We start from the raw sequence: 26,318 nt of genomic DNA, 5'->3' as shown, positions 1-26,318 counted from the left end.
TCCGGCGCTGATCCGACGTCCGGCGCTGGTCTGACGAACGCATAGAAGGCCGGCCGGTCGGGGCCGGCCTTCTCGCGATCGGGACTAGGCCGCCTTTTTCGCCAGCATCCCCTGGGCGATCAGCGTCTCGGCGATCTGCACCGCGTTCAGCGCCGCACCCTTGCGCAGGTTGTCGGAGACGCACCAGAAGGACAGGCCATGCTCCACCGTCGGGTCCTTGCGGATGCGGCTGACATAGACCGCGTCCTCCCCGGCCGCTTCCAGCGGCGTGATGTAGCCGCCATCCTCCCGCACGTCGACGACCTCGACGCCCGGTGCCTCGCGCAGGACCGCTCGGGCCTCACCGGCGGTGACCGGCCGTTCGAACTCCACGTTCACCGCCTCGCCATGGCTGATGAACACCGGCACGCGCACGCAGGTGGCATGCACGGCGATGTCGGGATCGAGGATCTTCTTGGTCTCGACCACCATCTTCCACTCTTCCTTGGTCGAGCCGTCATCCATGAAGACGTCGATATGGGGAATGCAGTTGAAGGCGATTTCCTTGGTGAACTGCTGCGGCGGGCTCTGCTCGAACACGAAGGACGACTTCGTGTGGTTGTAGAGTTCGTCCATCGCCTCCTTCCCCGCGCCGGAGACGGATTGGTAGGTGGCGACGACGACGCGCTTGATCTTGAACTCGTCATGCAGCGGCTTCAGCGCCACGACCATCTGGATGGTCGAACAGTTCGGGTTGGCGATGATGCCGCGCTTGCCGACATGGCGCAGCGCCTGCGGGTTCACCTCCGGCACCACCAGCGGGATGTCCGGGTCCATGCGGAAATGGCTGGTGTTGTCGATGACGATGCAGCCCTGGCCGGCGGCGCGCGGCGCGTGCACGGCGGAGATCGACCCGCCCGGGCTGAACAGGCCGATGTCCCAGCCGGTGAAGTCGAACGTGTCCAGGTTCTGGACTTTCAGGGTTTTCTTTTCACCAAAGGAGACTTCCGCGCCGGCGGACCGGCCGGATGCGACGGCAGCGACTTCCGAGACGGGGAAGTTGCGCTCCGACAGGGTTTTCAGCATCTCGCGTCCGACCGCCCCTGTGGCGCCGACAACCGCGACCCTGTAGCCCATTGTGCAAACTCCTGATGAAAACGGTCCCAATACCGTCGACCTCGGCGGGTTGGCCGAGGGGCGCCAGGGTTAGCGGGAGTGCGGGCGGGAAGCAAGGTAAAATGGGAACAAAGCGGTTTCGCCGGCGCGGCGGAACCGGCTCCGGACCTGTCGATCCGGACTGTCCGGCCGCCGAAAGCAATGCGGGTATGCAATGAAATCGCCCCGGCCGGGATTTGCCGCGCCAGGCGCGACCGGCTAGAGCAGGTTCGACGTCGCCGCAAACCGTCCAAAGAAAGGCCTCAGATGGCGCCCAACACCAAGCGCGTGTTCTACGTGAACAATGTCTCCGCTCCGATCTATCTGGAGATGTTGGCGAAACGTCCCGACATCCATGTGGACAAGCTGGTCAACGACAGCCCCGACGCCGAGGCCGAACCGATCCTGGCGCAGGCGCACGCCTATCAGATCGGCTCCAGCCGGCAGGAACTGGCGATGAGGTTCCAGGGCTATGCGCCGCTGCTGCAGCGCTGCCCGAACCTGCTGGTGCTGTCCACCAACGGCGCCGGCTTCGACACGGTCAGCCTGAAGGACGCGACCGAAGCGGGCGTCGCCGTCGTCAACCAGGCGGGCGGCAACAAGGAAGGCGTCGCGGAGCACGTGATGGCGATGATGCTGACGCTGTCCAAGCGCATCGTCATGTCCGACCATGCCATGCGGTCAGGGGCGACCTATGACCGGCGCGACTTCATGGGCGACGACGTGCAGGGCCGCACCATCGGCATCATCGGCCTCGGCCATGTCGGCAGCCGGGTGGCGGAGTTGTGCCAGGGCCTGTTCCAGATGCGCGTGCTCGCCTACGACCCGTACCTGTCGGCCGAGACGATCGCCGCGCGCAAGGCCGAGAAAGTGGCGACGCTGGAGGAATTGCTGGCGCAGTCCGACTACGTCTCGATCAACTGCCCGCACACGGCCGAAACACGCGGCATGATGGGCGCGGCTCAGTTCGAGAAGATGCAGCGCCACGCCTACTTCATCACCACCGCCCGCGGCGGCATCCACGACGAAGCGGCGCTGGAGGCGGCGTTGCGGCAGAAGCACCTGGCCGGCGCCGGACTGGACGTCTGGGAAGACGAGCCGCCGCCGTCGGACCACCCGCTGCTGCATTTCGACAACGTGCTGGTCAGCCCGCATACCGCCGGCATCACCCGGCAGTCGCGCCATAACATCGCACGGATCGCCGCGGAGCAGATGATCGACATCCTGGACGGCAAGAAGCCGCCCCGGCTGCTGAACCCCGAGGTCTGGCCGGTGTATCGGGAGCGGTTCGGCCGGATCCTGGGCTTCACGCCGGAGGCTTGAGCGCCGCCGCCGACGGCCCGAGCACCCGTTCCCGGCACACCGCCGCAGCGGCGTCCACGTCCGTCGCGTCCACCACCATCCACCCGGCAGGCGGCCGTGCCTGTTCGGCCGACCGGCGCAGCACCGCCACCGTGGCGTCCGATGCGTCGTCGCGGCGGGCGGCGACGCGCTGCTCCAGCACCGGCAGCGGGGCGTCGAGCCAGATGCCGGTGAACGGGACGGAGGCCGCGCGCAGGGCCACCGCCAGTTCCGTCGCCATCGGCGGGTGCAGGAAGGTGCAGTCGGCGATCACCGCGTGGCCCTGGCTCGCGGCTTCGACCGCGCCGTCGACCACCCCGCGGTTGACCTGCCGGTTCGCCGCCGGCTCGTAAGCCTCGGGGGCAAGCCGGTCCTCGGGCGCGGCGTTCCAGTGCCGCTTGCGGATCTCGTCGCTGCGCAGGATCAGCGCGCCGGGCGCCGGGCCGAACGTGGGCGCGAGCAGCCGGGCGATGGTGGACTTGCCGGTGCCTTGCAGGCCGCCGATGGCGACGACGCCGGCGGGCCTGGGGACCAGGTAATCCAGCGCCGCCGCCAGCCGGTCCCTGCCCTGCTGCGTCCGGCCGGTCGCGGCCAGCACGTGGGCACGGATCATCGCCCGCTGCGACAGGAACATCGCCAGGCCGCCGACCAGGCCGCAATCGCCCGTCCGCGCCACGTACCGGTTCATCACCCGGTTCGCCGCCGCCCGGCCGACGCGGAGATCGAGGTCCATCAGCAGGAACGCCAGGTCATAGCCGGTGTCGATCGTCGCCATCGCCTCGTCGAACTCCAGCGCGTCGAAGGCGACCGGCACGCCATCCCACAGGCAAAGGTTCCCCAGGTGCAGGTCCCCGTGGCAGCGGCGCACGAACCCGTCCTCCACGCGCCCGGCCAGCCAAGGACGCAGGCGGCGGACCAGCGCCAGGCAGGCGTCCAGCCAGGACCGCACGTGGTCCGGCGGCAGGCCGGCGCGCAGGGCCGAATCGGCGTTGCCCTCGGCGATCGCCGCCATCCGGCCGGCGCTGTCCCAGGGGCGCACCGGCGGCACGCGCGCATGGTCGCGCGCGATGCAGTCCCCGAGGCTGTCCAGAAGCGACGGGGTCAGCCCGCCCTGCTCGGCCACGCGGTCGAGGAACGCGTCCGCCGGCACCGGCGCCATCCGCAGCACCCAGTCGACCGGCTCGCCCTCGCCCAACGCCAGCCTGCCGTCCGGACGCCGGCCGATCGCGACCACGTCGCGGTAGATCGCCGGGGCGGCGGGCTTGTTCAGCGTCAGTTCCCGCTCCAGGAAGTGCCGCCGCGCCGCCAGGGCCGAGAAATCCAGGAACGGCAGCCGCACCGCCTTTTTCAGCTTCCAGACCGTGTCCTGCCCGACGAAGACGGCGGAGATATGGGTCTCGATCGGGGCCGAACCCGAAAGGGCCTGGAGGAAAGCGGCGGTGTCATGCTGTTCCGCCGGGATGGTCATGCAGTCCTCCGCCAATGGGTCCGTTCAAGGGGGTCAGTGATCCTGCGTTGCCGAGGCCGGGTCGCTGGCGCGGGCCCATTCGTTGACCAGCGTGAAGCCGATGCCCAGCAGGACCGGTCCCAGGAATATGCCCAGCAGCCCGAACGCGAGCGCGCCCCCCAGCACGCCCAGAACCGTCAGCACGAACGGCAGTTGCGCCCCGCGGGCGATGAACCAGGGCCGGATCACGCTGTCGGCGCCGGAAACCGCGCCGACGCCGTAGACCCCCAGGAAGATCCCCCAGCCGTAATGGCCCGACGCGAGCAGCCAGATGGCCGCCGGAATCCACACCACCGGCGCACCGATCGGCAGGACCGACAGGATGCCGGCGACGGAGCCCAGCAGGACCGGCCTGGGCACCCCGGACAGCCACAGCCCGAACGCCGTCAGGATGCCCTGCACGATCGCGGTGCCCAGGATGCCGTAGACGACGCCGCGCACCGTCGCACCGGTGACCCGGATCAGCCGGTCGGCCTGCACGCCGGCGATCCGGTGCAGCAGCAGCCGAAGCCGCTCCGCCAGCGGATCGCCGTAGGTGTAGAAGAAGAACGCCACGAACAGGGCCAGGACGAACATCAGCACGCCGTTGGCGATGCCCAGCAGCAGGCTCAGGCCGTTTTCCAGCACGACGCCGAACAGCGGGCGGAACGCTTCCAGCATGCCGCTGACGTCGGCGGCCCAACTGTTCCACAGCGTGCCCAGGGTGGGACCGAGCAGGGGGATGTCGAACACCCAGTCCGGGGCGTTCGGCAGGCCGGAGCGCAGCGCATCCATCACCAGGTGCCGCAGGTGCGCCACGTCGTCCGCGCTGCTCGGCGCGGCGACGGCGATGGGCAGCACCAGCAGGACCGCGGTCAGGAAGACCATCGCCCCCGCCGCCGCCACGGAACCCAGGCGCCGGCGGACGGCCTCGTAGACCGGCCAGGTGGTGTAGACGAGGATCCCGGCCCAGAGCAGCGCCGAGAAAAACGGATACAGCACGAGCACGCACCCGATGGCGACGCCTCCCAGCAGCAGACCCATCAGAATCCGCTCAGCAACCATGCCTGTCCTGTTTCCTCCTTCGGGTCCGTACGGCTCCGCTATAGCAGGCATCGCGGCGCGTGACCTCCTACTCCCGTCGCGGGCCTGCTTGACCGGGACGAAGCGGTCAAGCCGTCATGATCGATCGGGCGGGGTCGCCGGCCGGCAACGGCGCGCGGCAGGCGTCTAGGCAACCGCCGCCCGCGCTTGTAACGTCCGACCAACCTGGAATGCATGGCCCAGCGGGTCCGGCCGGTGATCCCGCTCATCTCGACGTCCGGATGACCGTCCCGCGTCCCATGCCGGGAAACAGAAGGACACGATCATGCCCCGCCTGGCTGCCAACCTGTCGATGATGTTCAACGAGATGCCGTTCCTCGATCGCTTCGCCGCCGCCCGGCAGGCGGGGTTTGAGGGGGTCGAGTTCCTGTTCCCGTACGAATTCCCCGCCGCGGACCTGCGCCAGCGGCTGCGGGGCGAAGGCCTGACCCAGGTGCTGTTCAACATGCCGCCAGGCGACTGGGCGGGCGGCGAGCGCGGGCTGGCCAGCCTGCCGGGCCGCCAGGGCGAATTCCACGAGTCGCTGAAGCGGGCGCTGGACTACGCGACCGAACTGGACTGCCGGCAGGTTCATTGCATGGCGGGCATCGTGCCGCCCGACGTCCAGCCGGGCACCGCGGCGGCGATCTATGCCGCCAACCTGGCCTGGGCGACCGAACTCGCGGCGCCGGCGGGGGTGAAGATCGTGATCGAGCCGATCAACCACCGGGACATGCCCGGCTATTTCCTGAACACCCAGGCGCAGGGTGCGGCGATCATCGATGCCATCGGCCGCGACCGACTCGGGCTTCAGTTCGACGTGTACCACGTGCAGATCACCGAGGGCGACATCACCAAGCGCATGGAAAAATACATGCCGGTGATCGCGCATATGCAGATCGCCGACGTGCCCGCCCGCAACGAACCCGGCACCGGCGAGATCGGCTGGGGCTACGTCTTCCGCCGCATGGACGAACTCGGCTACCAGGGCTGGGTCGGCTGCGAGTACCGCCCCGCCGGCGAGACGGTGGCGGGGTTGGGCTGGCGCGCGCAATTCGGTCTCTGATCCGCCCGCCGTCCGGTCCGGCCCCGCCCGGCCTGGACGGCCCCGGCACCCTGCAATCCGGCATTTTCCAATCCGGCACTTTCCAATCCGACACTCTCCAATCTGGCTGGGAGGCTTCGCATGAAAATCGGCTTTATCGGTCTCGGCATCATGGGCCGGCCCATGGCGCTCAACCTCAAGAACGCGGGCCACGACCTGTTCGTGCCGGAACGCGGTTCCCTGACCCCGGAAATCCGGGCGGCCGCCACGGTCTGTCCGACCGCGAAGGCGGTGGCGGAGCACAGCGAGGTGTTGATCATCATGGTGCCGGACACGCCCGATGTCGGGGCGGTGCTGTTCGGACCGGCCGGGGCGGCCGAGGGGCTGAAGAAGGGCTCGCTGGTGATCGACATGTCCTCGATCAGCCCGATCGAGACCCGCGAATACGCCGCCCGAGTCGCCGAGAAGGGCTGCGACTACCTGGACGCGCCGGTGTCGGGCGGTGAGGTCGGGGCCAAGAACGCCGCGCTGACCATCATGGTCGGCGGTCCGGACGCCGCTTTCGCGCGCGCCAAGCCGCTGTTCGAGGCGATGGGCAAGAACATCACCCCTGTCGGCAGCGAGCCGGGCGCGGGCCAGGTCTGCAAGGTCGCCAACCAGATCATCGTCGCGCTGAACATCCAGGCAGTGTCCGAGGCGCTGGTCTTCGCCTCCAAGGCCGGAGTCGACCCCGGCAAGGTGCGGCAGGCAATCAGTGGCGGATTCGCCTCTTCACGCATCCTTGAGTTGCATGCGGAGCGAATGATCAACGGCACGTTCAACCCTGGGTTCAAAATCAAATTGCATCAAAAAGACCTGAACTTGGCGTTGTCCTCGGCCAAAGCGCTGGACCTGGCCTTGCCTAACACCGCGATCGCGCAGCAAATGTTCAGCGCGTGCATCGCCCACGGAGCGGCGGAGCTCGATCATTCGGCCCTGATCACGGCGATCGAGGGTCTCGCCGACCATTCGATTCGCGGAAAAAAATGATGTGTCCGGAAGCGCCCGGAACGAGTCGCAGGATGTGATGAGGGTTGAAATTTAGAGCGCAAGCCGCATAAACTGCTCCCGCCACCTTCATTATGAGACAGCTTCCTTCTATTTTGGGTGTGAGGCTTATCATTTTGTCCCTTGGGGTGGCGGGATTTTCCGGTTTTCACCCGTAACGGTTGCGGGAAGGGCGTGTGTCTCATGTCGATGCGTTTCACCGAAATCGGTCAGCAACTTAGAGCCTATCGCCTGGAGTCGGGACTGCGAGCCGAAGAGATCGCCGCACGTCTCGGCGTCTCCCGCGCGGCGCTTTACCGCTATGAAAAGGGCGAGGTCATCAAGCTCGACACCATCAAGCGGCTGGCCGAACTGTTGAAGATCTCGCCGCTGTCGCTGCTGGGAATCGGGGTGGAGTACTACAATCGCCCGATCGGCTATTTCGAGCGAATCCGCCAGATCGAGGAGACGGCGGACCAGATCCTCCAGCTTTCCGGCCCGGTCTGCTACCTGACGACCTCCGACGCGTACGACTCGGCGCTGGCCGAGGCCTTCGACGAAGCCGCCGACCAGGCGGGGACGGAGCGCATGGCGCTGCGCAGCATGGCGGAGCAGGTGCTGGGCATCCTCGCGGCCCGCAAGCGCATGTATGCCATGCGGCGGCCGACCATCATCGCGATGGTCTCGCTGGGGTCGGTGCAACGGATGCTGGAGGGGGGGATCGTCAGCGGCCAGCACGTCTCCGACCGCATCCGCCGCATCTGCCGCGACGTCGCGGTGGCCGAGGTCGAGAACATGGCCAACCTGATGGAGACCGAACCGATGGGCCTTCAGTTCGGCCTGCTGGCCGGGTCTCCGCCAAGCTCGTCGTTCAAGATCCTGCGGGCGCGGGACCGGGTGAGCCTGGCGATCAACCCGTTCCGGACCGACACGCACCCTGCGTCGCAGACCGGCGTGGCGATGATCACCGGCGCGGATGAGGCGATCACCGCGCACCAGCGCGTGGCCGAGGCAAGCTGGCGGGAAGCGATGAAAGGCCCCTCGGGCGCGGCGCGGCTGCGGCAATTGCTGAACGTGGCGTCGCCGGTGTCCTGAGGCCGGGCTTCCGCTCGGCGTCATAGCCGAACCCGGCCATTGCGGCTCTCCCTCGACCAGGGTCGCGGATGGCGGGCCTGTGCCCGCCATGACGGGCGGGGGCAGCGCCTCGCCTATCCTGGCACCCGTCGCTCGACGCATATCGCGGCCTGCGCCGACCACGGTGCGGAGGGGCGCCAGTGCCCCGCGAGCGCAGAATCGATGGCACACGCAACCAACTCCAAAAACCAGATCGTTAAATCAGCAACTTGATTCGCCGTTCAATCTCCACTTAAACAGCACGATACCGTAGCCCTTCACGTTTGCCGGCGAGGAAACGACATCATGGCTCCCCCTCCGACGCCCGAACCGCGGCGCAGCCCGTTGCGGCTGCTGCTGATCCTGCCGTTCATCGCCATGCTCTGGGTGTCGACCTACAACAGCACGACGCCGGAACTGTTCGGCTTCCCCTTCTTCTACTGGTACCAGTTGCTCTGGGTGATCATCGCGGCCGCCATCGCCGCCATCGTCTACAAAGTCGAACATTAAGGACGCCCGCCCGTGAACTGGCCTGCGCTGACGGTCTTCGTCGCCCTTTTCATCCTGGTCACCGTCCTGGGTTTCGTCGCCGCCCGCTGGCGCTCAGGAGACTTGACGCTCCTGCATGAGTGGGGCCTCGGCGGCCGCCGCTTCGGCACCGTCGTCACCTGGTTCCTGCTCGGCGGAGACCTGTATACCGCCTACACCTTCGTCGCCGTCCCCGCCCTGGTCTACGGCGCCGGCGCGCTCGGCTTCTTCGCCGTGCCCTACACCATCATGATCTATCCGCTGCTGTACCTGATCTTCCCGAAGGTCTGGGAACTCGCGCACCGGAAAGGCTATGTCACCTCCTCGGACATCGTCGAAGGCCAGTACGGCAACAAATGGCTGGCGCTGGCGGTCGGCGTCACCGGCATCGTCGCGACGATGCCGTATATCGCGCTGCAGCTTGTGGGCATGCAGGTGGTCATCGGCGCGATGGGCGTAACCGGCGACGGCATCGTCGGCGACCTGCCGCTGATCATCGCGTTCCTGATCCTGGCGGCGTTCACCTATACGTCCGGCCTGCGCGCGCCGGCGATGATCGCGGTGGTGAAGGACATCCTGATCTACGTCGTGGTCATCGCGGTCACCATCTGGGTGCCGTACAAGATGGGCGGGTTCGGGCCGATCTTCGCGGCCGTCCCGCCGGCCAAGCTGACGCTCGCCGCACCCGCCGCCGCGACCTATGGCACCTACAGCGTCTATGCCACGCTGGCCCTGGGATCGGCCTTCGCGCTGTTCCTCTATCCGCACTCGCTGACCGCGATCCTGAGCAGCCAGAGCCCCGGCGCGATCCGCCGCAACGCCGCGCTGCTGCCGGCCTATTCGCTGGTGCTGGGCCTGCTGGCGCTGCTGGGCTTCATGGCGGTCGCATTGAAGGTCAATGCCGACCCGGCGTTCGCCGACGGGTTCAAGCATTACGGGAACAACTTCTCGGTGCCGGCACTGATCCTCAGCGTCTTCCCCGGCTGGTTCGCCGGCGTCGCCTTCGCCGCGATCGCGATCGGCGCGCTGGTGCCTTCCGCGATCATGTCGATCGCCTGCGCCAACATCGTCAGCCGCACCTTCTACAAGGGCCTGCTGGCGCCGCACGCGACCGATGCGCAGGAATCGAGCGTCGCCAAGCTGGCATCCCTGGTGGTGAAGCTGGGGGCGCTGGTGTTCATCATCTTCGTGCCGGTACCTTATGCGCTGCAGTTCCAACTGCTGGGCGGCCTATGGATGATCCAGATCCTGCCATCGGTGATCCTGGGGCTGTATCTGCCGTTCCTGAACGGCTGGGCGCTGCTGATCGGCTGGCTGGTGGGCACCGGCCTGGGCACCTGGATGGCATCCACGACGGCGTTCAAGGCGGCGGTGTTCACGCTGAGCCTGGGCGGCATCAGCTTCCCCGGCTACATCGCCTTGTGGTCGCTGCTGGCGAACATCATCGTCGCCGTGGTGCTGTCGCTGGCCTTCGCGCCGTTCGAGCGGGTGAAGCCCAGGAAGGCGTAAACGGACGACACAGGCTGTCCGGCCCAATCACGATCATCCCAATCGCGATCATCCCAGTCGCGATCATCCCAGTCGCGATCATCCCAGGCCGGCACGCCATCCCATGTCCCAGAACGCGGCCTCCAGCCGCGTGGCGGCTATGAAGGTCGCCAGAAGCTGCGGATAGCGTGCCGACGCACCGGCCGCCTCGCCCAGCCGGTCGAGCATCGTGATCGCGCCGCGCACCGCGCCGCGATAGTCGTCGCTGCCATAGGCGGCGATCCACGCGTCATAGGGGTTGCCGTCGCGCCGCGTCGCCGGATCGGCCAGCAGCCGCTCCCCGCACTCGCCATAGCCGACGAGGCACGGGGCCAGCGCCACCTGCAAGTCCAGCAGGTCCCCGGCCAGGCCGCGCTCCAGCACGAAGCGGGTATAGGCCATGGTTTCCAGCGCCTCGGGCGCGGCGGCCATCTGGGCCTCGGTCAGGCCCCATTGCGCGCAGTAGGACACATGCAGCGGCATCTCCACGTCGACGATGGCCGACACCGCGGCCGCGGCGGCGCGGATATCCGGCAGGGCCATGGCCTTGAAGCCGGCGAGCGCATGGGCGCGGGCGAAATGGATCAGGAACAGGTAGTCCTGGATGAGGAAATGCCGGAACGCGGGCTCCGGCAGCGTGCCGGCGCCCAGGCCGCGGACGAAATCGTGCCAGACATAGGCGTCCCAGACGGCGCCGGCATCGCGGCGGAGGCGGCCGAACAGGCCTCGGTCGAGAGGAAGCGGATCGAGCGGCATGAGGCAGTGTGGAGGGTACAGACCGCGCCACGCAAGCGTCAGCCGGACCGTTGCGCGGCGAGCCATTCGCAGATCAGGTCAAGCGCTTCGCTCTCGTTCGCCGCCTGTCGGTGCAGTTCGTCGGGGACGTCCTCATCGACGGACAGTTCCATCCCGCTGGCGATGTTGTAGACAAGGCGTACGGCCTCGACGAATTCCATGGCTTGCCCCCGGCATCAGTGCAGGGTCGAGGAACTCAGCGACGAAAGCCAGCCCTCGACGGTCGAGGGGAAGGCAGGCTTGGCGGGCGGCGTCTCCCGCAGGCGAAAGAGCAATCCCGACTTGCCGAAACGCGCGCCGACGTCCTCCAGGGGACCGATGGCGAGCATTGTCCCGTCCATGGTCAGCATGGTCGCCCACAAGACGCGGACCGCCAGCCCGCGCTGACCGTTCTGCACCAGACTCGCGGCGTGGAGCAGGTGCTTTTCGTCTTCTCCCACATGAGGCGCGCAGGGACAGTACGTCACGACACGCCGGGACGTCGAACGGGCCGCGATCGTCATGAACTGGTCGAGCGGGGACGCTGCGTCCGCCGCCCCCACGATGTCCAGGATGGTCCGGGAACGACGCTGCGGGTCGGCGTCCTTTTGCCGCGCGACCACCCAGCACCGGACGGCGAGCAAGAAGGCATGCTCCGGCAGATCGAGGCCGTCGATCGTTTCCGGATAATCCGGGGTCGGCGTGGAGAGTTGGATGGTTTGACGCATCGTAGGGCTCCCGGCTGGATCGGGTTCATGCTGCCTTAAATGAGAATGCGTCGCAATAGCACTCTCAGCACACAAGCAGATGTGACCTCCCGGCCCTCACCCCCGGCCCTCACCCCCCTCCCTCACCCCCGGCCGGCCTTCCCCGCGTACCCATCCCGCGTCTGCGGCAGCTTCCACCCCAGCACCTTGCCCGCCACCAGCGTCCGCAGCACCTGGGCCGTCCCCCCGCCGATCGTGAACATCCGCACGTCCCGCGCCATCCGCTCCAGCGGAAACTCGCGCGAGTAACCCCGAGCGCCGAAGACCTGAAGGGCGTCGTTGACGATCTTGATGGCGGCTTCGGAGGCGAAGATCTTCGCCTGTGCCGCCAGCGCCGGGTCGGGAAACGCGCTGCCGTCCGGTCCCCGGGACTCCGCCGCCGCGTACAGCATCAGGCGGGACGCGGTCAGTTGCGTCTGCATGTCGGCCAGCATCCACTGCAGCCCCTGGAACTCGCCGATCGGGCGGCCGAACTGCTCGCGCGACTTCGCCCAGGCCACGGCGTGCTCCAGCGCGCCGGCGGCGATGCCCATGGCGACCGTGCCGGCCCCGACGCGCTGGCTGTTATAGGCGTTGATCAGGTCGGCGAAGCCGCGTTTGAAGCCCGAGGGCGGCAGCAGCACCATGTCCGGCGTGACCTCCAGGTCCTCGAACACCAGTTCGCCCTCGGGCATGCCGCACAGGCCCATGGTGGTCTCGCGCTTGCTCACGCGCAGCCCTTCGGCCTCCCCCCTTACCGCCAGGAAGCCGCCGACGCCCAGTTCCGACCCGTCCTCGTCGAACACGCGCGCGAAGATCAGGTGCAGGCGGGAGACGCCGCCGCCGGTGATCCAGTGCTTCCGGCCGTTGATCACCCAGCGGTTGCCGCGCTTGTCCGCCCGCGTCGTCATGCCGCTGGCGTCGCTGCCGGCGTCGGGTTCGGTGATGCAGATCGCCGGCTTGTCGCCGCCCAGCACCAGGTCGGCCGCGCGCCGGCGCTGCGCCTCGGTCCCGTAGGCCATGACCGTCGAGATGGCGCCCATGTTGGCCTCCACGACGATGCGCGCCGTCACGGTGCAGCTGCGGGCCATCTCCTCGATGACCAGCACGGTGTCGAGGAAGCTGCGCCCCTGGCCGCCGAGTTCCTTGGGGATGGTCATGCCCATGAACCCCTCGGCCTTCAGCGCCTCGACGATGTCCCAGGGATATTCGCGCGTCCGGTCGATCTCGGCCGCGCGGTCGCGTACGAGGCCGTTGGCGAGGCCGGCGGCCCGCGCCTTCAGGGCCAGTTGGTCCGATGAGAGCTGCATCAGGTTGTTTCCTCTTTTTATCAGGACGCGACAGGTTTCAGGACGCGACGGGCGCCTCCATGGCCGGTTCGCTCGGTCGGAACGACATGTACGGCACCAGGAAGATGACCAGCCCCGTCGCCACCGCCGAGACCACGATCAGCGCCGGCAGACGGTGGTCGAAGACATGTTCGTACAGCACCGACCCGAGCGTATCGCCCAGCGGCTGCGCCAGGTTCAGGATGGACATCATGCCGGCGAAGGCGAACCCCTCGGCGCCTTCGGGGCAGGAATCCGCCGCCAGCGACAGGGTCGCGATGAACGCGATCATGCTGGTCACGCCGCCCAGGATCGAGATCAGCACCGCGCTGACCGGCCCCACCAGCAGCAGGTAGGCCAGGGTCGCCACCACGCCGCCCAGGATGCTCAGCCGCAGCAGGGCCGGGTGGCTCAGCTTGGTCAGCGCCGTCTTGTGGAGCAGGCCGCCCAGGATCCAGCCCCCGGCCCCGATGGATGACAGGATGCCGATGAAGCCCTGCGAGAAATGCAGCTGGTCCGTCATCACGAAATACAGCGGCGTGCCGAAGCCGGGGCTGAAGTAATACAGGAACAGGAACCCCATCACGAGGTACAGGTTCCGCGTCCGGAACGCCGTCAGCAGCGCGACGAACCGGACCCTCAGGGACGCCAGGTCGATCGCCGCCCGGTCCTCCTCGATCATCCAGACGCTGCCGATGATCGCCATCGGCGCCACCGCCGCGATCCAGGCCGAGGCCCGCAGCGCGCCGGAGGGCGACATCACCTCGATCAGCCAGCCGGCCAGCAGCACCGCCAGCATCTGGGCGATGTTGAACCACAGCCATTGCTGGTTGACGAAGCTGGCGCTGCCGTTGTGCTTCTGCCCGGTCTCGACCAGCAGGGCGCCGCACAGCGTGCTGGAGACCGCCATGGCCAGCGCCGTCACCACCAGGGCCGGGACCAGCAGCGTCCCGCCGCCCAGGATGGCCACCCAGGCGAAGGCGCCGATGCCCAGCAGGTTCGCCGCCACCAGCCAGGTGCGCCGCCGGTAGCCGAACAGCGGCACGAAATCCGAGATCGCGCCCCAGAGCGGCTTGATCACCCACGGCACGTCCAGGACGGCCAGGGAGGCGCTGATCTGCACCGGCTCCCACCCCATCACCTGCTTCAGGTAATAGGTGATCGGCTGCCCCAGGATGCCGGCCTTGGCCTGGCCGATGCCTTCCACCGCGTAGACGATGGCGAAGAACCACATGACGCGGCGCGTGGCGGACTTGGCTGTCATGACAGGCAGTTTGACCCGGCGAGGCGGTTGCCCTCAAGCCGGGTGTTGGGCAACCTGTCGCGCGGCTTTCAAGGACGAGAGAATGACCTGGCGCATCGGCATCGATATCGGCGGCACGTTCACGGACGTTGCGATGGTGGAGGAAGCGACCGGCCGCATCGGGATCGCCAAGGTGCTGACAACGCCCAAGGATTTCGGCCAGGGCGTGATCGACGGCCTGCGCCGCGGCATCGCGGACAATGCGATCGAGCCGTCCTCGGTCGCCTTGCTGTCGCACGCGACAACTGTCGTGACAAATGCCTTGCTGGAGCACAAGGGCGCGAAATGCGGCTTCATCAACACGCGCGGCTTCCGCGACCTGCTGGAGTTGCGCCGGTCCTCGCGCGGCGACCTGTACGACCTATTCCAGGACCCGCCGCCCGTCCTGGTGCCGCGCCGCTATCGTTACGAGATCACCGAACGGATCGACGCGCAGGGCGCGGTCGTCACGCCGCTGGCCGAGGACGAGTTGCCGGCGCTGATCGCGGCGATCAGGGACGCCGGATTGCAGACGATCGGCGTGTCCTTCCTGTTCAGCTTCCTGAACGACAGCCACGAACGCGCCGTGGGCGAAGCGCTGCGCAAGGCGCTGCCGGGCGTCGGCGTGTTCCTGTCCTGCGAGGTCCTGCCGGAAATCCGCGAGTTCGAGCGCGCCAGCACCACCGCCGTCTGCGCCTATGTCGGCCCGCTGATGGCCAGCTACCTGGAGCGGCTGTCGCAAGCCACGCGGACGCTGGGCCTGCCGCCGCTGCACGTCATGGGCTCGTCCGGCGGGGTGCTGGACATCCAGGAATGCCTGCGCATGCCGGCGATGGTGGTCGAATCCGGACCTGCCGCCGGGGTGATCGCCGCCGCCCAGGCCGGGCGGCAACTGGACCGGCCCAACCTGCTGTCCTTCGACATGGGCGGCACCACCGCCAAGGCCAGCGTCATCCTGAACCACGAGGTCGTCGTCACCGCCGACTACGAAGTCGGCGGCGCCGCCAATGCGCGGCGCTGGCTGCAAGGAACGGGGCACCCGATCCGCGTGCCGGTGATCGACCTGGCCGAGGTGTCCAGCGGCGGCGGCTCGATCGCCTGGGTGGATCCCGGCGGATCGCTGAAGGTCGGCCCGCACAGCGCCGGCGCCGATCCGGGTCCGGCGGCCTATGGCGGCGGCGGGACGCGGCCGACGGTGACGGATGCGGACGTGGTCCTGGGCTGGCTGGACCGCGAGGCGCTGCTGGGCGGCGGGCTGACGATCGACCTGGCCGCCGCCGAACGCGCTCTGGCCGAGGTGGCCGGACCGCTGGGGATGTCGGTGCAGGACGCGGCAGCGCGGGTGAACAGCGTCGTCAACGCGAACATGGCGCAGGCGCTGCGGATCGTTTCGGTCGAGCGCGGCCACGATCCGCGCGAATTCAGCCTGATCGCCTTCGGCGGCGCCGGCCCGGTGCATGCGGTGGCGCTGGCCGAGGAACTGGCGATCCCGGAAGTGATCGTCCCGCCCGCGCCCGGCGCCTTCTCGGCGCTGGGGCTGGTGGCGACCGACCTCAAGCGCGATTACGCGCGCACGCTGTATGCCGACCTGGGCAGCGTCGGGGCCAGCCGCGTCGCCGAGGCCTTCGCGGCGATGGAGACGGCCGGTGCGGCGATGCTGGCGGATGCCAACGTCCCGGCCGAACGGCGGGTGCTGCGGCGGCTGGCGGATGTGCGGTACCGGCGGCAGGCCTATGAGCTGACGCTGCCGGTCGAGGACGGTCCGGTGACGCGCACGACGCTCGACCGCCTGGCGGCGGACTTCCACGAGAAGCACAAGCAGACCTATGGCCATGCCAACCCGGCCGAGGCGGTGCAACTGGTGAACCTGCGCCTGAGCGCGATCGGCCGGCTGCCGGACCTGGCCCTGGCGCAGATGGCCGATCCGGCGCGGGCGCGGGTACGCCGGCGGGAGGTTTGGTTCCCGTCGACCGGCTTCGCCCCGGCGGACGTGCATTGGCGGGAGGGGCTGGTGCCGGGCACTCGGGTGGCCGGGCCGGCGATCGTGGAGGCTTTGGATTCGACGACGGTGGTCCCGCCGGGGTGGGTGGCGGCGGTGGATCCGCAGGGGTATCTGGTGTTGACGCGTACCGGGGGGTGATCTGGGGCTGGGGAGTCATTCCGATAGTTATTATGTTTCCAACGATTCTATTTTGACACAGATCGACTCAGATGCACGCAGATGCTCACAGATTCCGGTGCGTTGGGGGGGTGTGACCGCGGTCTCGATCCAGGGGGTGCTCCATATGCTGCAGGGTCACCCTTCTTGGTCACGCCGAAGAGTTCCAGTGGATCTGTATCGATATTTAATTGATGATTCTCTGAATCTGTAATTTGGGGCTACCGAAATTGAGCAGCAGACATAGTTTCAGGCCACTCCCTCTTAGATAGTTTAGACATTGTCCCCGGTGTGCATCTTCCAGCGCCTTGACGGCTTTCAATTCCACTAGAACCCGTTGTTCGACCAATAAGTCCACGCAGTACTCGCCGACCTGGATACCGTCGTAGAACACCGCGATCCCTCTCTGCTGGATCACCGACAGCCCACGCTTCCGCATCTCATGCACGAGCGCATTCTCATAAACCTTTTCGAGGAAGCCACCCCCGAGCACGTTACGCACCGCGAAGGAACAACTGATGACTTCCCGCGATAGCGCGTTCAGCCCCGGATCATCTGTGTGCATCTGCGCCAATCTGAGTCCCTCTGTGTTAAAAATGCTAGCCAGCCTCTGCTCCTCCTTCTCCATCAAACCACCCAAACCTTACCCAACCCTTGACGCCCCCGATCCCGCACCGCCACCCTCCCCCACGCCCGGAGAGGACCCATGGACGCCATAGACCTGCTGCTCACCCGCGAATCCGCGCTGAAACTGCAAGCCCCCGGCCCGTCGGCGACGGAGTTGGACCGCATCTTTGCGGCCGCCGTGCGGGCGCCGGATCATGGCCGCTTGCGGCCGTGGCAGTTCGTGGTCATCGGCGAGGACCAGCGCACCGCGTTCGGCGACCTGATGGCCGAGTCCATGCGCCGCCGCGAACCGGGCGCCACCGCCGATGCGCTCCAACGCGAACGCGACAAGGCGTTCCGCGCGCCCTGCATCGTTGCCGTCGCGGCGAAGGTGAAGCGCGGGCACAAGATACCGGAGATCGAGCAGATCGCTTCGGCGTCGGCGGCGGCGCAGACCATCATGCTGGCGGTGCCCGCCCTGGGCTACGGCGCCGTCTGGAAGACCGGCGCGCCGGCCTATGATCCGACGGTCAAGATCGCGCTGGGGCTGGAACCCGAGGACGAGATCCTCGGCTTCCTCTATATCGGCACCCCCACCGGCGGCCCCTCTCCCCTGCCCCGTCCCGAGGCTCGGGATTTCGTCACCCGCTGGGCCCCGTCCTAGACGACCGGCTTCAGCCCCGCGCGGAAACGGTGCGCCAGTTCGCGATAGGTGATCGCGTTCCGGTCGAAGCGCTTGCGCTCGTCCGGCTCCATCACGCGCTTCAGTTTCGCCGGCGATCCGATCCAGAGCTCGTTGCGGCCGATCACCTTGCCGGGCGGCAGCAATCCGCCGGCGCCCAGCATGCCGCCTTCCTCGATGACCGCGCCGTCCAGGACGGTGGCGCCGATCCCGACGAAGGCCCAGTCCTTCAGCGTGCAGGCGTGAATGACCGCGTTGTGCCCGACGGTGACGTCATCGCCGATATGGCAGGACATCCCGCCGCTATCGACGTGGATCACCGTCGAGTCCTGGATGTTCGTCCGCGCGCCGATGCGGATCAGGTTCATGTCGCCGCGCAGCAGGCAATGGAACCAGACCCCCGTCTCCGCCCCGATCTCCACATCCCCGATGATCACCGCGCTGGGGGCGATGAACGCGTCGGGGGCGATCTTCGGGCGCTTGCCTTCGAACGCAAAGAGCGCGGTCGGCCAATGGAGGCCCGGCGCCGCCTCAGCCACGCGGCTGCTCCAGGCCGAGCATCAGGCCGATGTTCTGGACGGCGGCGCCGGAGGCGCCTTTGCCGAGGTTGTCCAGGCGCGCGACCAGGATCGCCTGGCGATGCCGCTCATTGGCATGCACCCGCAATTCCATGACGTCGGTGTCGTTCAGCGCCTCCGGCTCCAGCTTGCCGTCGGTCTGGGGCGGCACCACGCGGACCAGGTCGCAGCCGGCGTAGCGGTCGGCCAGCGCCTTGTGCAGGTCGGCGCCGCTGGGCTTGCCGGGCAGCGTGTCCAGGTGCAGCGGAATCGACACCAGCATGCCCTTCAGGTAATGCCCGACCGAGGGCACGAAGATCGGCCGCCGCGCCAGGCCGCCGTAAAGCTGGGTCTCGGGGACATGCTTATGCTCCAGCCCCAGGCCATACAGCTCGAACGCCGGACCGCCGGCTGCCTCATGCGCCTGGATCATCGCCTTGCCGCCACCCGAGTAGCCCGATACCGCGTTGATCGTGATCGGGTAGTCGGCCGGGATCAGCCCGGCATCGACCAGCGGACGGAGCATGCCGATCCCGCCGGTCGGATAGCAGCCGGGATTGGCGACGTAGTTCGCCTTGGCGATCTTCTCGGCCTGGCCCGGCAGGAATTCCGCGAAGCCATAGACCCAGTCGGGGTGGACCCGATGCGCCGTGCTGGCGTCCAGCACCTTGGGCGCGGCATTGCCCAGCGACGCCGCCATGCCGGCGCTATCCCTCGCGGCGTCATCGGGCAGGCACAGCACGACCAGGTCGACCTCGGCCATGATGTCCTTCCGCGCGGCCGGGTCGCGGCGTCGGTCGGACGGCAGGCTCTTCAGCGTGACCTGCGGCAGCGCGGATAGCCGCTGCTGGATGCCGAGGCCGGTGGTGCCGGATTCGCCGTCGATGAAGACCGTTGCCATGGAACCCTATGCTCCTTTCACGGCCGGCAAACTCGCGGTTGAGGCCCGGAATTGCAAGAGGCCATCGCGCGCGGCTGTGTTGTTCCGCTTGACATGCCCGGCCTCGGCCACTAGGGAACGCGCCTTCCGTTTCCCGGTTGGGTTGCCTGTGTCATGAGAGTCCGTAACAGCCTGCGCTCCGCCAAGGTGCGCGACAAGAACTGCCGCGTGGTGCGCCGCCGCGGGCGGGTTTATGTGATCAACAAGAAGAACCCCCGGATGAAGTGCCGCCAGGGCTGACGCCGGCGGCTGCGTTCCCCTTCGTTTCTTCAGGTTCGATCCCGAGGCCGGGTCCATGACCCGGCCTTTTGGCGTTGCGCCATCGCGTCCAGCAGGATCGTTTCCAGCTTCGCCGATTGCAGCCGGGCGTTGAGCGTCACGCTGGCCTGACCGAAGCCGCCCAGGCCCAGCCGCCGCGCCAGATCGGCGTCGGCTGAGACACGCCGCATCGCCCTGGCCAGCGCCGCCGGGTCGCCCGGCGGCGCCAGCAGGCCCGACACATCGTCCATGATCGCCTCCGCCATGCCGCCCTGGGCGCTGGCGATGACCGGGCAGGCCTGGGCCATGGCTTCCGGGATCACGCTGGGCAGGCCCTCGGCGTCGCCGTCGGCGGCGATGACGCTGGGAACGATCAACGCGACGGCGCTGCGCATGTACCCCGAGACGGCGCGGATATCGACCCAGCCGGGCAGGCTGATGCCGGGCAGTTCGCGAGAGAGGGCCTGCAGCACCGGGCGCATCGGCCCGTCGCCGATGCAGACCAGCGGCGTGGCGTCGCCCTCGGCCCGCAGGCGGCGCATCGCCTCGGCCAGCACCGCCAGGCCCTTCTTCTCCACGAACCGGCCGACGAACAGGTAGTGCGACGGCGCGCGGTCCGGCGGCGAGTCCGGGATTTCCTCGCCGATCGGCAGGACCGTCAGCTTGCGTTCGGGCACGCCGCGCGCCGCCGCGACCTCGGCCACCGCCTGGGAGACGCAGACGAATGTCCCCGTCTCCCGCACCAGGTCCGGCCAGCGGGCGGCGAGCAGGGTGCGGCGCCAGTTCTTCGCCTTGCTGACATCCCCGCCATGCAGCGTCACCACCAGCGCGGCCCGCATCGACCGGGCCAGCGGCAGGGCCAGCACCCCGCCACGGGCGAACTGGGCGTGGACGACCGGTTCGAAATTGGGGACCGGCAGGCGGGGGACGACGTCGAAATGGCGGAACAGCAGGCGCCGGGCGGCACCGACCATGCCGTAATCCCCCAGCCGGTAGACCTGGCAGCGCAGGCGCGAGACCTGCGGCAGGATGGTCCGGCCCACCCAGATCGGATGCATGCGGGTGAAGCCCACATACTGGCGCCGCAGGAATCCGACCTCGGACGGCACGCCGAGCCGGTCGCGGTAGGCGACGAAGGGAGGCAATTCCATGGTGCGGGCGGCTGTCGCAGGTCCGGCGGCGGTTGGCAACCGGTCTCCGCGCGGGCAGGCTGCGCGGCAACGAACCGGAGGAGATGACCATGACGATCACCAGCGTCGACGCGGGCCATTACCGCATCGAATTGCCCGTGCCGCTGTCGGATTCGACCCATGGCACGATGACGCATTTCGAACTGGTCACCGTCCGCCTGCGCGATTCCGACGGTGCCGAAGGGGTCGGCTATACCTATACGACCGGCGCCGGCGGCGCAGCGGTGCATGCGCTGGTCGACCGCCATCTGCGCCATGTGCTGGAAGGCGCCGACGCCGACGCGATCGAGGCGCTGTGGCAGCGCATGTGGTGGGCGCTGCACTACGGCGGCCGGGGCGGCCCGACCAGCCTCGCGGTCTCGGCCTGCGACATCGCGCTGTACGACCTGCGCGCGCGGCGGCTGGGGATGCCGCTGTGGCGGATGCTGGGCGGGTTCGATCCGGCGGTGCCCTGCTATGCCGGCGGCATCGACCTGGAATTCCCGCTGGAGGCGCTGCTGAAGCAGGCCGACGGGTTCCAGGCGTCGGGCTTCCGCGCCATCAAGATGAAGGTGGGCCGCGCCCGGCTGTCCGAGGACGCGGCGCGGGTGGCGGCGATGCGCAGGCACCTGGGCGACGATTTCCCGCTGATGGCGGACGCGAACATGCGCTGGACGGTCGATCAGGCGATCCGCGCGGCACGGGCGTTCCAGGACGCGAACCTGACATGGCTGGAGGAGCCGACGATCCCCGACGACATCGCCGGCCATGCCCGGATCGTCGCGCAGGGCGGCGTGCCGATCGCCACCGGCGAGAACCTGCACACGCTGCATGAGTTCACCGCGATGATCGCGGCCGGCGGCGTGACGTTCCCGGAACCGGATGTCACGAATTGCGGCGGGATCACGGTGTTCATGAAGGTCGCGCACCTGGCCGAGGCGTTCAACCTGCCGCTGACGTCGCATGGCGCGCACGACCTGACGGTACACCTGATGGCGGCGGCGCCGAACCGATCATACCTGGAAGTGCACGGCTTCGGGCTGGATCGCTACATCCAGGAGCCGACGCGGATCGTGGACGGCAACGCGCTGGCGACGGAGCGGCCAGGACACGGGATCGCGTTCGACTGGAAGGCGCTGGAGGCGTGCCGGTAGGCCGCCGCCGATCCCGAGATTCGGCCGCCTTTCAGCCATCCGGGCTGGCACCGGACGGCCCCGGGAAGGACGCGCACTGCCGTTGGCATCAATCGATCTTTGCATGCCTGTATAGACACGACAGCAACCCTGACCTGCTACGGGTGTCGATACTCGCGTGGCGCGCCTGCGGTTAAACGTCTCGTCCAATAGATAGAGACCAGGAGGAACGACCATGCCGATCGTAACACCCCCACGCGTCCGAGCGGCGCAGCGCTCGGCACTGACCGTGCTGGTGGTCGCGGGAACGCTGAATTACATCGACCGTGCGACATTGTCGGTGGCGAACCCGCTGATCCGCCAGGACATGGGGCTGTCGATCGCCGATATGGGGCTGCTGCTGTCGGCGTTCCTGTGGGCGTATGCGTTCTTTCAACTGCCCGGCGGCGCGCTGGTGGACCGGGTCGGGCCCAGGCGCCTGTTGACGGTCGGGCTGACGATCTGGTCGGTGGCCCAGGCGGCGGCGGGGTTCGTCGGCAACTTCACGCAGTTCTCGGTCGCCCGCGTGTTCCTGGGGGCGGGCGAGGCGCCGATGTTCTCGTCCTGCGTGCGCGTGGTCCGCGACTGGTTCGCCGCGCGGCAACGCGGCCTGGGCATGGGGATCTGCAATACGACGTCGTCGCTGGGCCCGGCGATCTCGCCGCCCATCCTCACCTTCCTGATGCTGTCCTTCGGCTGGCGCTGGATGTTCATCATCATGGGCGTGGCCGGCGTGGTGATCGCCGCGATCTGGTATTTCGTCTATCGCGACGTGCGGGAGACCCGACTGACCGCCGAGGAAAAGGCCTTCCTGTCCGAAGGCGAGGAAGCGGTGGTCGAGCAGCAGGTGACCTTCAAGGAATGGCGCAGCCTGTTCGCGTTCCGTACCACCTGGGGCCTGATCGTCGGGTTCTTCGGCATCGTCTACGTGACCTGGCTGTTCCAAAGCTGGCTGCCCGGCTACCTGGAGATCCAGCGGCACATGAGCATCCGGGCGACCGGCTTCATCGCCTCCATCCCGTTCATCTTCGGGGTGATCGGCAGCGTGGGCTTCGGCTGGGTGACCGACAAGCTGAACGCCGCCGGCTTCAGCCCGGTGAACAGCCGGAAGATCCCCATCATCGCCGGGCTGGTCGGCATGGCCGTGTTCACCTACATCGCCGCCGAGGCCAGCAGCAACTTCATCGCGGTCGCGGCGATCTCGGCCGCGGTGTTCTGCAACGGCGGGTCGAGCGGCCAGTCCTGGTCGCTGGCGAGCGTGGCGGCCCCGGCGAACTGCACCGCGTCGCTCGGTTCGATCATGAACTTCGGCGGCTATATCGGCGGTGCGCTGGCGCCGACGATCACCGGGTTCATCGTGCAGGCAACCGGCAGCTTCGAAGACGCACTGCTGGTCGGCGCGGCGATGGCCGTGGTGGGGGCGCTGTCCTATGTCGCGATCGTGCGGCGGGATCCGATCCACGCGACGGAGTTGGATGCAGGGATGGTGACCGCCCTGGGGAACTGACGGCCTATCGGGGCGACGGGGTCGCCCCGATATCCGGGTCGAGGCCACGATGCTGCGCGCTGAGCCGGATGCGGCAGTCGGCGTAGTCGTGGGTGCCGTATTTCAGGCCATAGGAACGGCACTGCCTGTCGTCCTCGGCGGCGAAGCGGGCCGGGTCGCCGTAAGGGACGGCGGGCTTCGGCGCGACCACCGGGGGTGGCGGCGGCGCGGGGGCCGTGGCCACGGGCGGCGGGGAAGAGGCAGCGGGCGCGGCCGGCATCGGGCCCGTCAGGCAGCCGCCGCGATAGCTCGTCACGCAGTCGCTGGGCTGACTGCAGCCGGCCAGCACGGCCATCGTGGCGGTCAGGGCGGCGAAGGCGCGGGTGCGGGATGTGGTCATGCCCGAAACGGTAGAGAGATGGTGACGGGGTCGCAAGGGTGGTCGGCGGCGGGCGTGGCGGTTTCGATCGGCGGTGCCGGCGCCGTCCGGTTTCCGCGGTGACCGTTTCCGCCGATCGATGACCCGGAGCCGTCGACATCGCGATGGCCCGGCACCTGCCGGTTTGCGGGATCGGTCGAAGCGTGTAAGCCGATGCCGACAACCAGAGGAAAGCGGGACATCAATGTCTGGCGACGCAGCCGCACCATCATCGACGACCGGCTCCATCGTTGCGCGCCTGGATCGGCTGCCCCCTTCCCGCTACTTCCTGCAATTGGTCGCATTGATCGCCATCGGGGGGTGGTTCGAGTTCTATGAGTTCGCGATGCCGGGCGGCATCTCGGCCGGGCTGACGCGGGACATCTTCACGGCCGGGAGGGCCGGGCTGCTGGCCTGGAGCAGCTTCGCCAGCTTCCTCGCCTCGTTCTTTTTCGGGATGTTCGTCGGGGCCTTCATCTTCAGTTGGGTGTCGGACCGGTTCGGGCGGCGGGCGACGTTCACTTACTCGATGCTGCTGTATTCGGTGGCGATCATGCTGGTGGCGTTCTCGCAGTCCGCGGTCGTCATCGACATCCTGCGCTTCATCGCCGGGTTCGGCATCAGCGTGCAGTTGATCAACAACGATTCGTTCATCTCCGAGATCACGCCGCGCCATCTGCGGGGCCGCTATATGGCGTTCGCCATGACGATCGTCCTGACGTCGGAGCCGGTGGCGGTGTTCCTGTCCACCTTGCTGGTGCCGCATACGGTGCTGGGCTTGGCCGGCTGGCGCTGGGTGGTGATCTTCGGCGCGCTGGGCGGGGTGTTCGTGTGGTATGTGCGGCGCAACCTGCCGGAATCGCCGCGCTGGCTGCAGGCCCATGGTCGGGTGGAAGAAGCCGAACGCACCATCGCCATGTTCGAGGACCGGGTGCGCACCGAACTCGGGCGGGAGCTGCCGCCGGTCGATCCGAACCATGTCGAGCCGGCGCGGCAGCGGGGCCGGTGGTCTGAGATGTTCGGGCGGGAATACCTGTCCCGCACGGTGATGCTGTCGGTGTTCCAGTTCTGCCAGACGATCGCGGTGTTCGGGTTCCTGAACTGGGTGCCGATCATCCTGGTGAAGGAGGGATTCACTATCGTACACTCGCTGTTCTTCACGACCGTGATGCTGCTCTGCACCCCCATCGGCGGGTTGCTGGGTCTGTTCTTCGCCGAGAAGTTCGAGCGCAAGTGGCAGTTGGTGGGGACGGCGGTGGGGATCGGGGTGTTCGGGCTGCTGTTCTCCCAGTCTCGCAGCGTGCCGATGATCCTGCTGACGGGGGCAGCGCTGACGCTGTGCGCCAACTGGCTGGTGGCGATCTTCCATCCGTATGCGGCGGAGTTGTTCCCGACACGGATCCGAGCGCAGGCGGTCGGGTTCACGTTCAGTTGGAGCCGGGTCAGCTCGATGCTGGTGGGGTATGCGGTGACGCTGCTGCTGTCGTGGTACGGGGCGGATGGGGTGTTTACGATGATCGCGCTGGCGATGGTGGCGATTGTGCTGTCGATCAGCGTGTTGGGGCCTCGGACGAATAGTTTGAGTTTGGAGGCGTTGTCTCGGTAGGGGGGTGGGGGTTCAGGCCGGATAGATGGAGTGTTCTGCAACTTTTATGGCTGGGTGAGGCCTCCTTTGGATGTACCTCGCAGGCTGATAAGGATCAGATTCGCCTGACCCTCGATTGAATGAACCCGGAACTGAACGTTCAGCGCCACCACCATAGCAGCGCACGGACAGCAGGCGTCCAACGGGCGCCGGACGCAAGAGCTTTGCACCCAGTCAAGATGCTAGACGGTAGGGATTTTATTGTCGATCAACAATGAATAATTGGGACCATGATTTGCGATCTAACGTAGTTATCGATTGCCGGCCAGGATCTGGACCCCCAGGTTCACTGCAGCGTATCTGCCCCCGCCGCGCCTGCGTGTGATGTAACTTCGCTATATTCTGCCGCTTTACAGGAGTTCCGTTTTCCGTGACGCGCTTGATAAATATGCTGGCCACGAAGCGGCCTCGGGCCCAGCTGATTCGATATCGAAGACCGGATGTCAGGAACGCTTAGTGACCAAGAAACCCATAATCTGTCGTTCCGGCATCTGAGCGGGCCTTACTTGAGGGCGCTCTCCTCCAGACCGTCAACTTCGTCCGTAACGACATCCCCAATGCGCCTGACATTCGTCCGAAATTACTCGTAGATGATCCGATCCCGGATTCCGGCGACAGCCAGGCAATTCCGAGTAAGATGCCTCGAAGCCAGGCCTCTAAAACTAATCTCTTCTCAATGCACGTTCCAGCTCATCAATTTCATCAGCAACGACATCCCAGATGCGCTTGACGTTCGTCCGAAAGTATTCGTGAACGACCCTGTCCCGAATTCCGGCAATCGCCCGCCAAGGGATGTTCGGGTAGCCGGCCTTGA

At 67.5% G+C, this 26,318-nt stretch carries 26 protein-coding genes; 12 read left to right on the top strand and 14 right to left on the bottom strand.

Annotated features, from left to right (window positions below):
- Positions 1-84: 84 nt before the first annotated feature.
- Positions 85-1,116, bottom strand: coding sequence for an aspartate-semialdehyde dehydrogenase (locus VHB27_RS23885; protein ID WP_325605353.1), 1,032 nt, complete (start codon positions 1,114-1,116; stop codon positions 85-87).
- A gap of 285 nt (positions 1,117-1,401) precedes the next feature.
- Here VHB27_RS23885 and VHB27_RS23880 point away from each other — a divergent pair, with 285 nt between their 5' ends.
- The gene (locus VHB27_RS23880; protein ID WP_325605351.1) at positions 1,402-2,457 is read left to right on the top strand and encodes a hydroxyacid dehydrogenase; all 1,056 of its coding nucleotides are present in this window, start codon (positions 1,402-1,404) and stop codon (positions 2,455-2,457) included.
- Here VHB27_RS23880 and VHB27_RS23875 read toward each other — a convergent pair.
- Positions 2,441-3,943: an AAA family ATPase gene (locus VHB27_RS23875; RefSeq protein ID WP_325605349.1), complete on the bottom strand. Its 1,503-nt coding sequence runs from the start codon at positions 3,941-3,943 to the stop codon at positions 2,441-2,443. The two genes, VHB27_RS23880 and VHB27_RS23875, sit on opposite strands and share 17 nt — an antisense overlap.
- A gap of 33 nt (positions 3,944-3,976) precedes the next feature.
- Positions 3,977-5,026: an AI-2E family transporter gene (locus tag VHB27_RS23870; protein WP_325605347.1), complete on the bottom strand. Its 1,050-nt coding sequence runs from the start codon at positions 5,024-5,026 to the stop codon at positions 3,977-3,979.
- A 304-nt stretch (positions 5,027-5,330) separates the two neighbouring features.
- On the opposite strand from VHB27_RS23870, the gene otnI reads away from it, so the two are divergent.
- From otnI to mctP, 5 genes are all read left to right on the top strand, one after another.
- On the top strand, positions 5,331-6,110 hold the full coding sequence (otnI, locus tag VHB27_RS23865) for a 2-oxo-tetronate isomerase (protein WP_325605345.1): 780 nt from the start codon (positions 5,331-5,333) through the stop codon (positions 6,108-6,110).
- 120 nt (positions 6,111-6,230) lie between these two features.
- Positions 6,231-7,118, top strand: coding sequence for a 2-hydroxy-3-oxopropionate reductase (locus VHB27_RS23860; protein ID WP_325605343.1), 888 nt, complete (start codon positions 6,231-6,233; stop codon positions 7,116-7,118).
- A gap of 207 nt (positions 7,119-7,325) precedes the next feature.
- Positions 7,326-8,210, top strand: a complete 885-nt coding sequence (locus VHB27_RS23855) for a helix-turn-helix domain-containing protein (RefSeq protein WP_325605341.1) — start codon at positions 7,326-7,328, stop codon at positions 8,208-8,210.
- Between the two features lie 324 nt (positions 8,211-8,534).
- Positions 8,535-8,738, top strand: a complete 204-nt coding sequence (locus VHB27_RS23850; protein ID WP_325605339.1) for a DUF3311 domain-containing protein — start codon at positions 8,535-8,537, stop codon at positions 8,736-8,738.
- 12 nt (positions 8,739-8,750) lie between these two features.
- Entirely contained in the window at positions 8,751-10,265 is a 1,515-nt protein-coding gene (mctP, locus tag VHB27_RS23845) for a monocarboxylate uptake permease MctP (protein WP_325605337.1), read from the top strand.
- A gap of 78 nt (positions 10,266-10,343) precedes the next feature.
- On the opposite strand, the gene tenA is transcribed toward mctP, so the two are convergent.
- The 5 genes from tenA to VHB27_RS23820 form a co-directional block, all read right to left on the bottom strand.
- Entirely contained in the window at positions 10,344-11,039 is a 696-nt protein-coding gene (gene tenA / locus VHB27_RS23840) for a thiaminase II (RefSeq protein ID WP_325605335.1), read from the bottom strand.
- 38 nt (positions 11,040-11,077) lie between these two features.
- Positions 11,078-11,239: a hypothetical protein gene (locus VHB27_RS23835; protein ID WP_325605333.1), complete on the bottom strand. Its 162-nt coding sequence runs from the start codon at positions 11,237-11,239 to the stop codon at positions 11,078-11,080.
- A gap of 15 nt (positions 11,240-11,254) precedes the next feature.
- Positions 11,255-11,785, bottom strand: coding sequence for a hypothetical protein (locus tag VHB27_RS23830; RefSeq protein ID WP_325605331.1), 531 nt, complete (start codon positions 11,783-11,785; stop codon positions 11,255-11,257).
- Between the two features lie 122 nt (positions 11,786-11,907).
- On the bottom strand, positions 11,908-13,113 hold the full coding sequence (gene acdA, locus VHB27_RS23825; protein WP_325605329.1) for a 3-sulfinopropanoyl-CoA desulfinase: 1,206 nt from the start codon (positions 13,111-13,113) through the stop codon (positions 11,908-11,910).
- Positions 13,114-13,150: 37 nt separating this feature from the next.
- Positions 13,151-14,395, bottom strand: a complete 1,245-nt coding sequence (locus tag VHB27_RS23820; RefSeq protein ID WP_325605327.1) for an MFS transporter — start codon at positions 14,393-14,395, stop codon at positions 13,151-13,153.
- Positions 14,396-14,477: 82 nt separating this feature from the next.
- On the opposite strand from VHB27_RS23820, the gene VHB27_RS23815 reads away from it, so the two are divergent.
- Positions 14,478-16,553: a hydantoinase/oxoprolinase family protein gene (locus tag VHB27_RS23815; RefSeq protein ID WP_325605325.1), complete on the top strand. Its 2,076-nt coding sequence runs from the start codon at positions 14,478-14,480 to the stop codon at positions 16,551-16,553.
- A gap of 205 nt (positions 16,554-16,758) precedes the next feature.
- Here VHB27_RS23815 and VHB27_RS23810 read toward each other — a convergent pair whose 3' ends face one another.
- The gene (locus VHB27_RS23810; RefSeq protein ID WP_325605355.1) at positions 16,759-17,136 is read right to left on the bottom strand and encodes a GxxExxY protein; all 378 of its coding nucleotides are present in this window, start codon (positions 17,134-17,136) and stop codon (positions 16,759-16,761) included.
- A 141-nt stretch (positions 17,137-17,277) separates the two neighbouring features.
- On the opposite strand from VHB27_RS23810, the gene VHB27_RS23805 reads away from it, so the two are divergent.
- Positions 17,278-17,841, top strand: a complete 564-nt coding sequence (locus VHB27_RS23805; RefSeq protein WP_325605323.1) for a nitroreductase family protein — start codon at positions 17,278-17,280, stop codon at positions 17,839-17,841.
- Here VHB27_RS23805 and VHB27_RS23800 read toward each other — a convergent pair.
- Both VHB27_RS23800 and argC read right to left on the bottom strand, forming a co-directional pair.
- Positions 17,838-18,398: a gamma carbonic anhydrase family protein gene (locus VHB27_RS23800; protein ID WP_325605321.1), complete on the bottom strand. Its 561-nt coding sequence runs from the start codon at positions 18,396-18,398 to the stop codon at positions 17,838-17,840. The genes VHB27_RS23805 and VHB27_RS23800 overlap by 4 nt on opposite strands.
- Positions 18,391-19,317, bottom strand: coding sequence for an N-acetyl-gamma-glutamyl-phosphate reductase (gene argC, locus VHB27_RS23795; protein ID WP_325605319.1), 927 nt, complete (start codon positions 19,315-19,317; stop codon positions 18,391-18,393). Before argC ends, VHB27_RS23800 begins: the two co-directional genes overlap by 8 nt.
- 153 nt (positions 19,318-19,470) lie before the next feature.
- Here argC and ykgO point away from each other — a divergent pair, with 153 nt between their 5' ends.
- Complete coding sequence (gene ykgO / locus VHB27_RS23790; RefSeq protein WP_158933077.1) at positions 19,471-19,596, top strand: type B 50S ribosomal protein L36; 126 nt, start codon at positions 19,471-19,473, stop codon at positions 19,594-19,596.
- Positions 19,597-19,625: 29 nt separating this feature from the next.
- Here the strand turns inward: ykgO and VHB27_RS23785 are convergent, their stop codons facing one another.
- Complete coding sequence (locus VHB27_RS23785; protein ID WP_325605317.1) at positions 19,626-20,765, bottom strand: glycosyltransferase; 1,140 nt, start codon at positions 20,763-20,765, stop codon at positions 19,626-19,628.
- 89 nt (positions 20,766-20,854) lie between these two features.
- Between VHB27_RS23785 and VHB27_RS23780 the strand changes: the two genes are divergently transcribed.
- Together VHB27_RS23780 and VHB27_RS23775 are read left to right on the top strand one after the other, a co-directional pair.
- On the top strand, positions 20,855-21,937 hold the full coding sequence (locus VHB27_RS23780; protein WP_325605315.1) for a mandelate racemase/muconate lactonizing enzyme family protein: 1,083 nt from the start codon (positions 20,855-20,857) through the stop codon (positions 21,935-21,937).
- A gap of 214 nt (positions 21,938-22,151) precedes the next feature.
- A complete protein-coding gene (locus VHB27_RS23775) occupies positions 22,152-23,462 on the top strand; it encodes an MFS transporter (RefSeq protein ID WP_325605313.1) in 1,311 nt (436 codons plus the stop codon).
- A 4-nt stretch (positions 23,463-23,466) separates the two neighbouring features.
- Here VHB27_RS23775 and VHB27_RS23770 read toward each other — a convergent pair whose 3' ends face one another.
- Positions 23,467-23,841 carry a hypothetical protein gene (locus VHB27_RS23770; RefSeq protein WP_325605311.1) on the bottom strand — a complete coding sequence of 125 codons (375 nt, stop codon included), beginning with the start codon at positions 23,839-23,841 and terminating at the stop codon, positions 23,467-23,469.
- Between the two features lie 223 nt (positions 23,842-24,064).
- Here VHB27_RS23770 and VHB27_RS23765 point away from each other — a divergent pair, with 223 nt between their 5' ends.
- Complete coding sequence (locus tag VHB27_RS23765) at positions 24,065-25,465, top strand: MFS transporter (protein WP_325605309.1); 1,401 nt, start codon at positions 24,065-24,067, stop codon at positions 25,463-25,465.
- A gap of 701 nt (positions 25,466-26,166) precedes the next feature.
- On the opposite strand, the gene VHB27_RS24835 is transcribed toward VHB27_RS23765, so the two are convergent.
- Positions 26,167-26,318: DUF86 domain-containing protein (locus VHB27_RS24835; RefSeq protein WP_408904040.1), on the bottom strand; the 152-nt coding region annotated here is incomplete at its 5' end.

This window comes from Rhodopila sp., from assembly GCF_035548235.1.
In the GTDB taxonomy this organism is placed as follows: Bacteria; Pseudomonadota; Alphaproteobacteria; order Acetobacterales; family Acetobacteraceae; genus Rhodopila.
This window is presented reverse-complemented; position numbering and strand designations above follow the sequence as displayed.

Coding starts and splice junctions, on each gene's coding strand:
- VHB27_RS23835 (WP_325605333.1), bottom strand. CDS start 11,239: ATGGAATTCGTCGAGGCCGTACGCCTTGTCTACAACATCGCCAGCGGG.
- VHB27_RS23875 (WP_325605349.1), bottom strand. CDS start 3,943: ATGACCATCCCGGCGGAACAGCATGACACCGCCGCTTTCCTCCAGGCC.
- VHB27_RS23860 (WP_325605343.1), top strand. CDS start 6,231: ATGAAAATCGGCTTTATCGGTCTCGGCATCATGGGCCGGCCCATGGCG.
- VHB27_RS23765 (WP_325605309.1), top strand. CDS start 24,065: ATGTCTGGCGACGCAGCCGCACCATCATCGACGACCGGCTCCATCGTT.
- ykgO (WP_158933077.1), top strand. CDS start 19,471: ATGAGAGTCCGTAACAGCCTGCGCTCCGCCAAGGTGCGCGACAAGAAC.
- VHB27_RS23855 (WP_325605341.1), top strand. CDS start 7,326: ATGCGTTTCACCGAAATCGGTCAGCAACTTAGAGCCTATCGCCTGGAG.
- VHB27_RS23850 (WP_325605339.1), top strand. CDS start 8,535: ATGGCTCCCCCTCCGACGCCCGAACCGCGGCGCAGCCCGTTGCGGCTG.
- VHB27_RS23770 (WP_325605311.1), bottom strand. CDS start 23,841: ATGACCACATCCCGCACCCGCGCCTTCGCCGCCCTGACCGCCACGATG.
- otnI (WP_325605345.1), top strand. CDS start 5,331: ATGCCCCGCCTGGCTGCCAACCTGTCGATGATGTTCAACGAGATGCCG.
- VHB27_RS23830 (WP_325605331.1), bottom strand. CDS start 11,785: ATGCGTCAAACCATCCAACTCTCCACGCCGACCCCGGATTATCCGGAA.
- argC (WP_325605319.1), bottom strand. CDS start 19,317: ATGGCAACGGTCTTCATCGACGGCGAATCCGGCACCACCGGCCTCGGC.
- VHB27_RS23820 (WP_325605327.1), bottom strand. CDS start 14,395: ATGACAGCCAAGTCCGCCACGCGCCGCGTCATGTGGTTCTTCGCCATC.
- VHB27_RS23815 (WP_325605325.1), top strand. CDS start 14,478: ATGACCTGGCGCATCGGCATCGATATCGGCGGCACGTTCACGGACGTT.
- acdA (WP_325605329.1), bottom strand. CDS start 13,113: ATGCAGCTCTCATCGGACCAACTGGCCCTGAAGGCGCGGGCCGCCGGC.
- VHB27_RS23880 (WP_325605351.1), top strand. CDS start 1,402: ATGGCGCCCAACACCAAGCGCGTGTTCTACGTGAACAATGTCTCCGCT.
- VHB27_RS23780 (WP_325605315.1), top strand. CDS start 20,855: ATGACGATCACCAGCGTCGACGCGGGCCATTACCGCATCGAATTGCCC.
- tenA (WP_325605335.1), bottom strand. CDS start 11,039: ATGCCGCTCGATCCGCTTCCTCTCGACCGAGGCCTGTTCGGCCGCCTC.
- VHB27_RS23885 (WP_325605353.1), bottom strand. CDS start 1,116: ATGGGCTACAGGGTCGCGGTTGTCGGCGCCACAGGGGCGGTCGGACGC.
- VHB27_RS23775 (WP_325605313.1), top strand. CDS start 22,152: ATGCCGATCGTAACACCCCCACGCGTCCGAGCGGCGCAGCGCTCGGCA.
- VHB27_RS23810 (WP_325605355.1), bottom strand. CDS start 17,136: ATGCACACAGATGATCCGGGGCTGAACGCGCTATCGCGGGAAGTCATC.
- VHB27_RS23785 (WP_325605317.1), bottom strand. CDS start 20,765: ATGGAATTGCCTCCCTTCGTCGCCTACCGCGACCGGCTCGGCGTGCCG.
- VHB27_RS23805 (WP_325605323.1), top strand. CDS start 17,278: ATGGACGCCATAGACCTGCTGCTCACCCGCGAATCCGCGCTGAAACTG.
- VHB27_RS23870 (WP_325605347.1), bottom strand. CDS start 5,026: ATGGTTGCTGAGCGGATTCTGATGGGTCTGCTGCTGGGAGGCGTCGCC.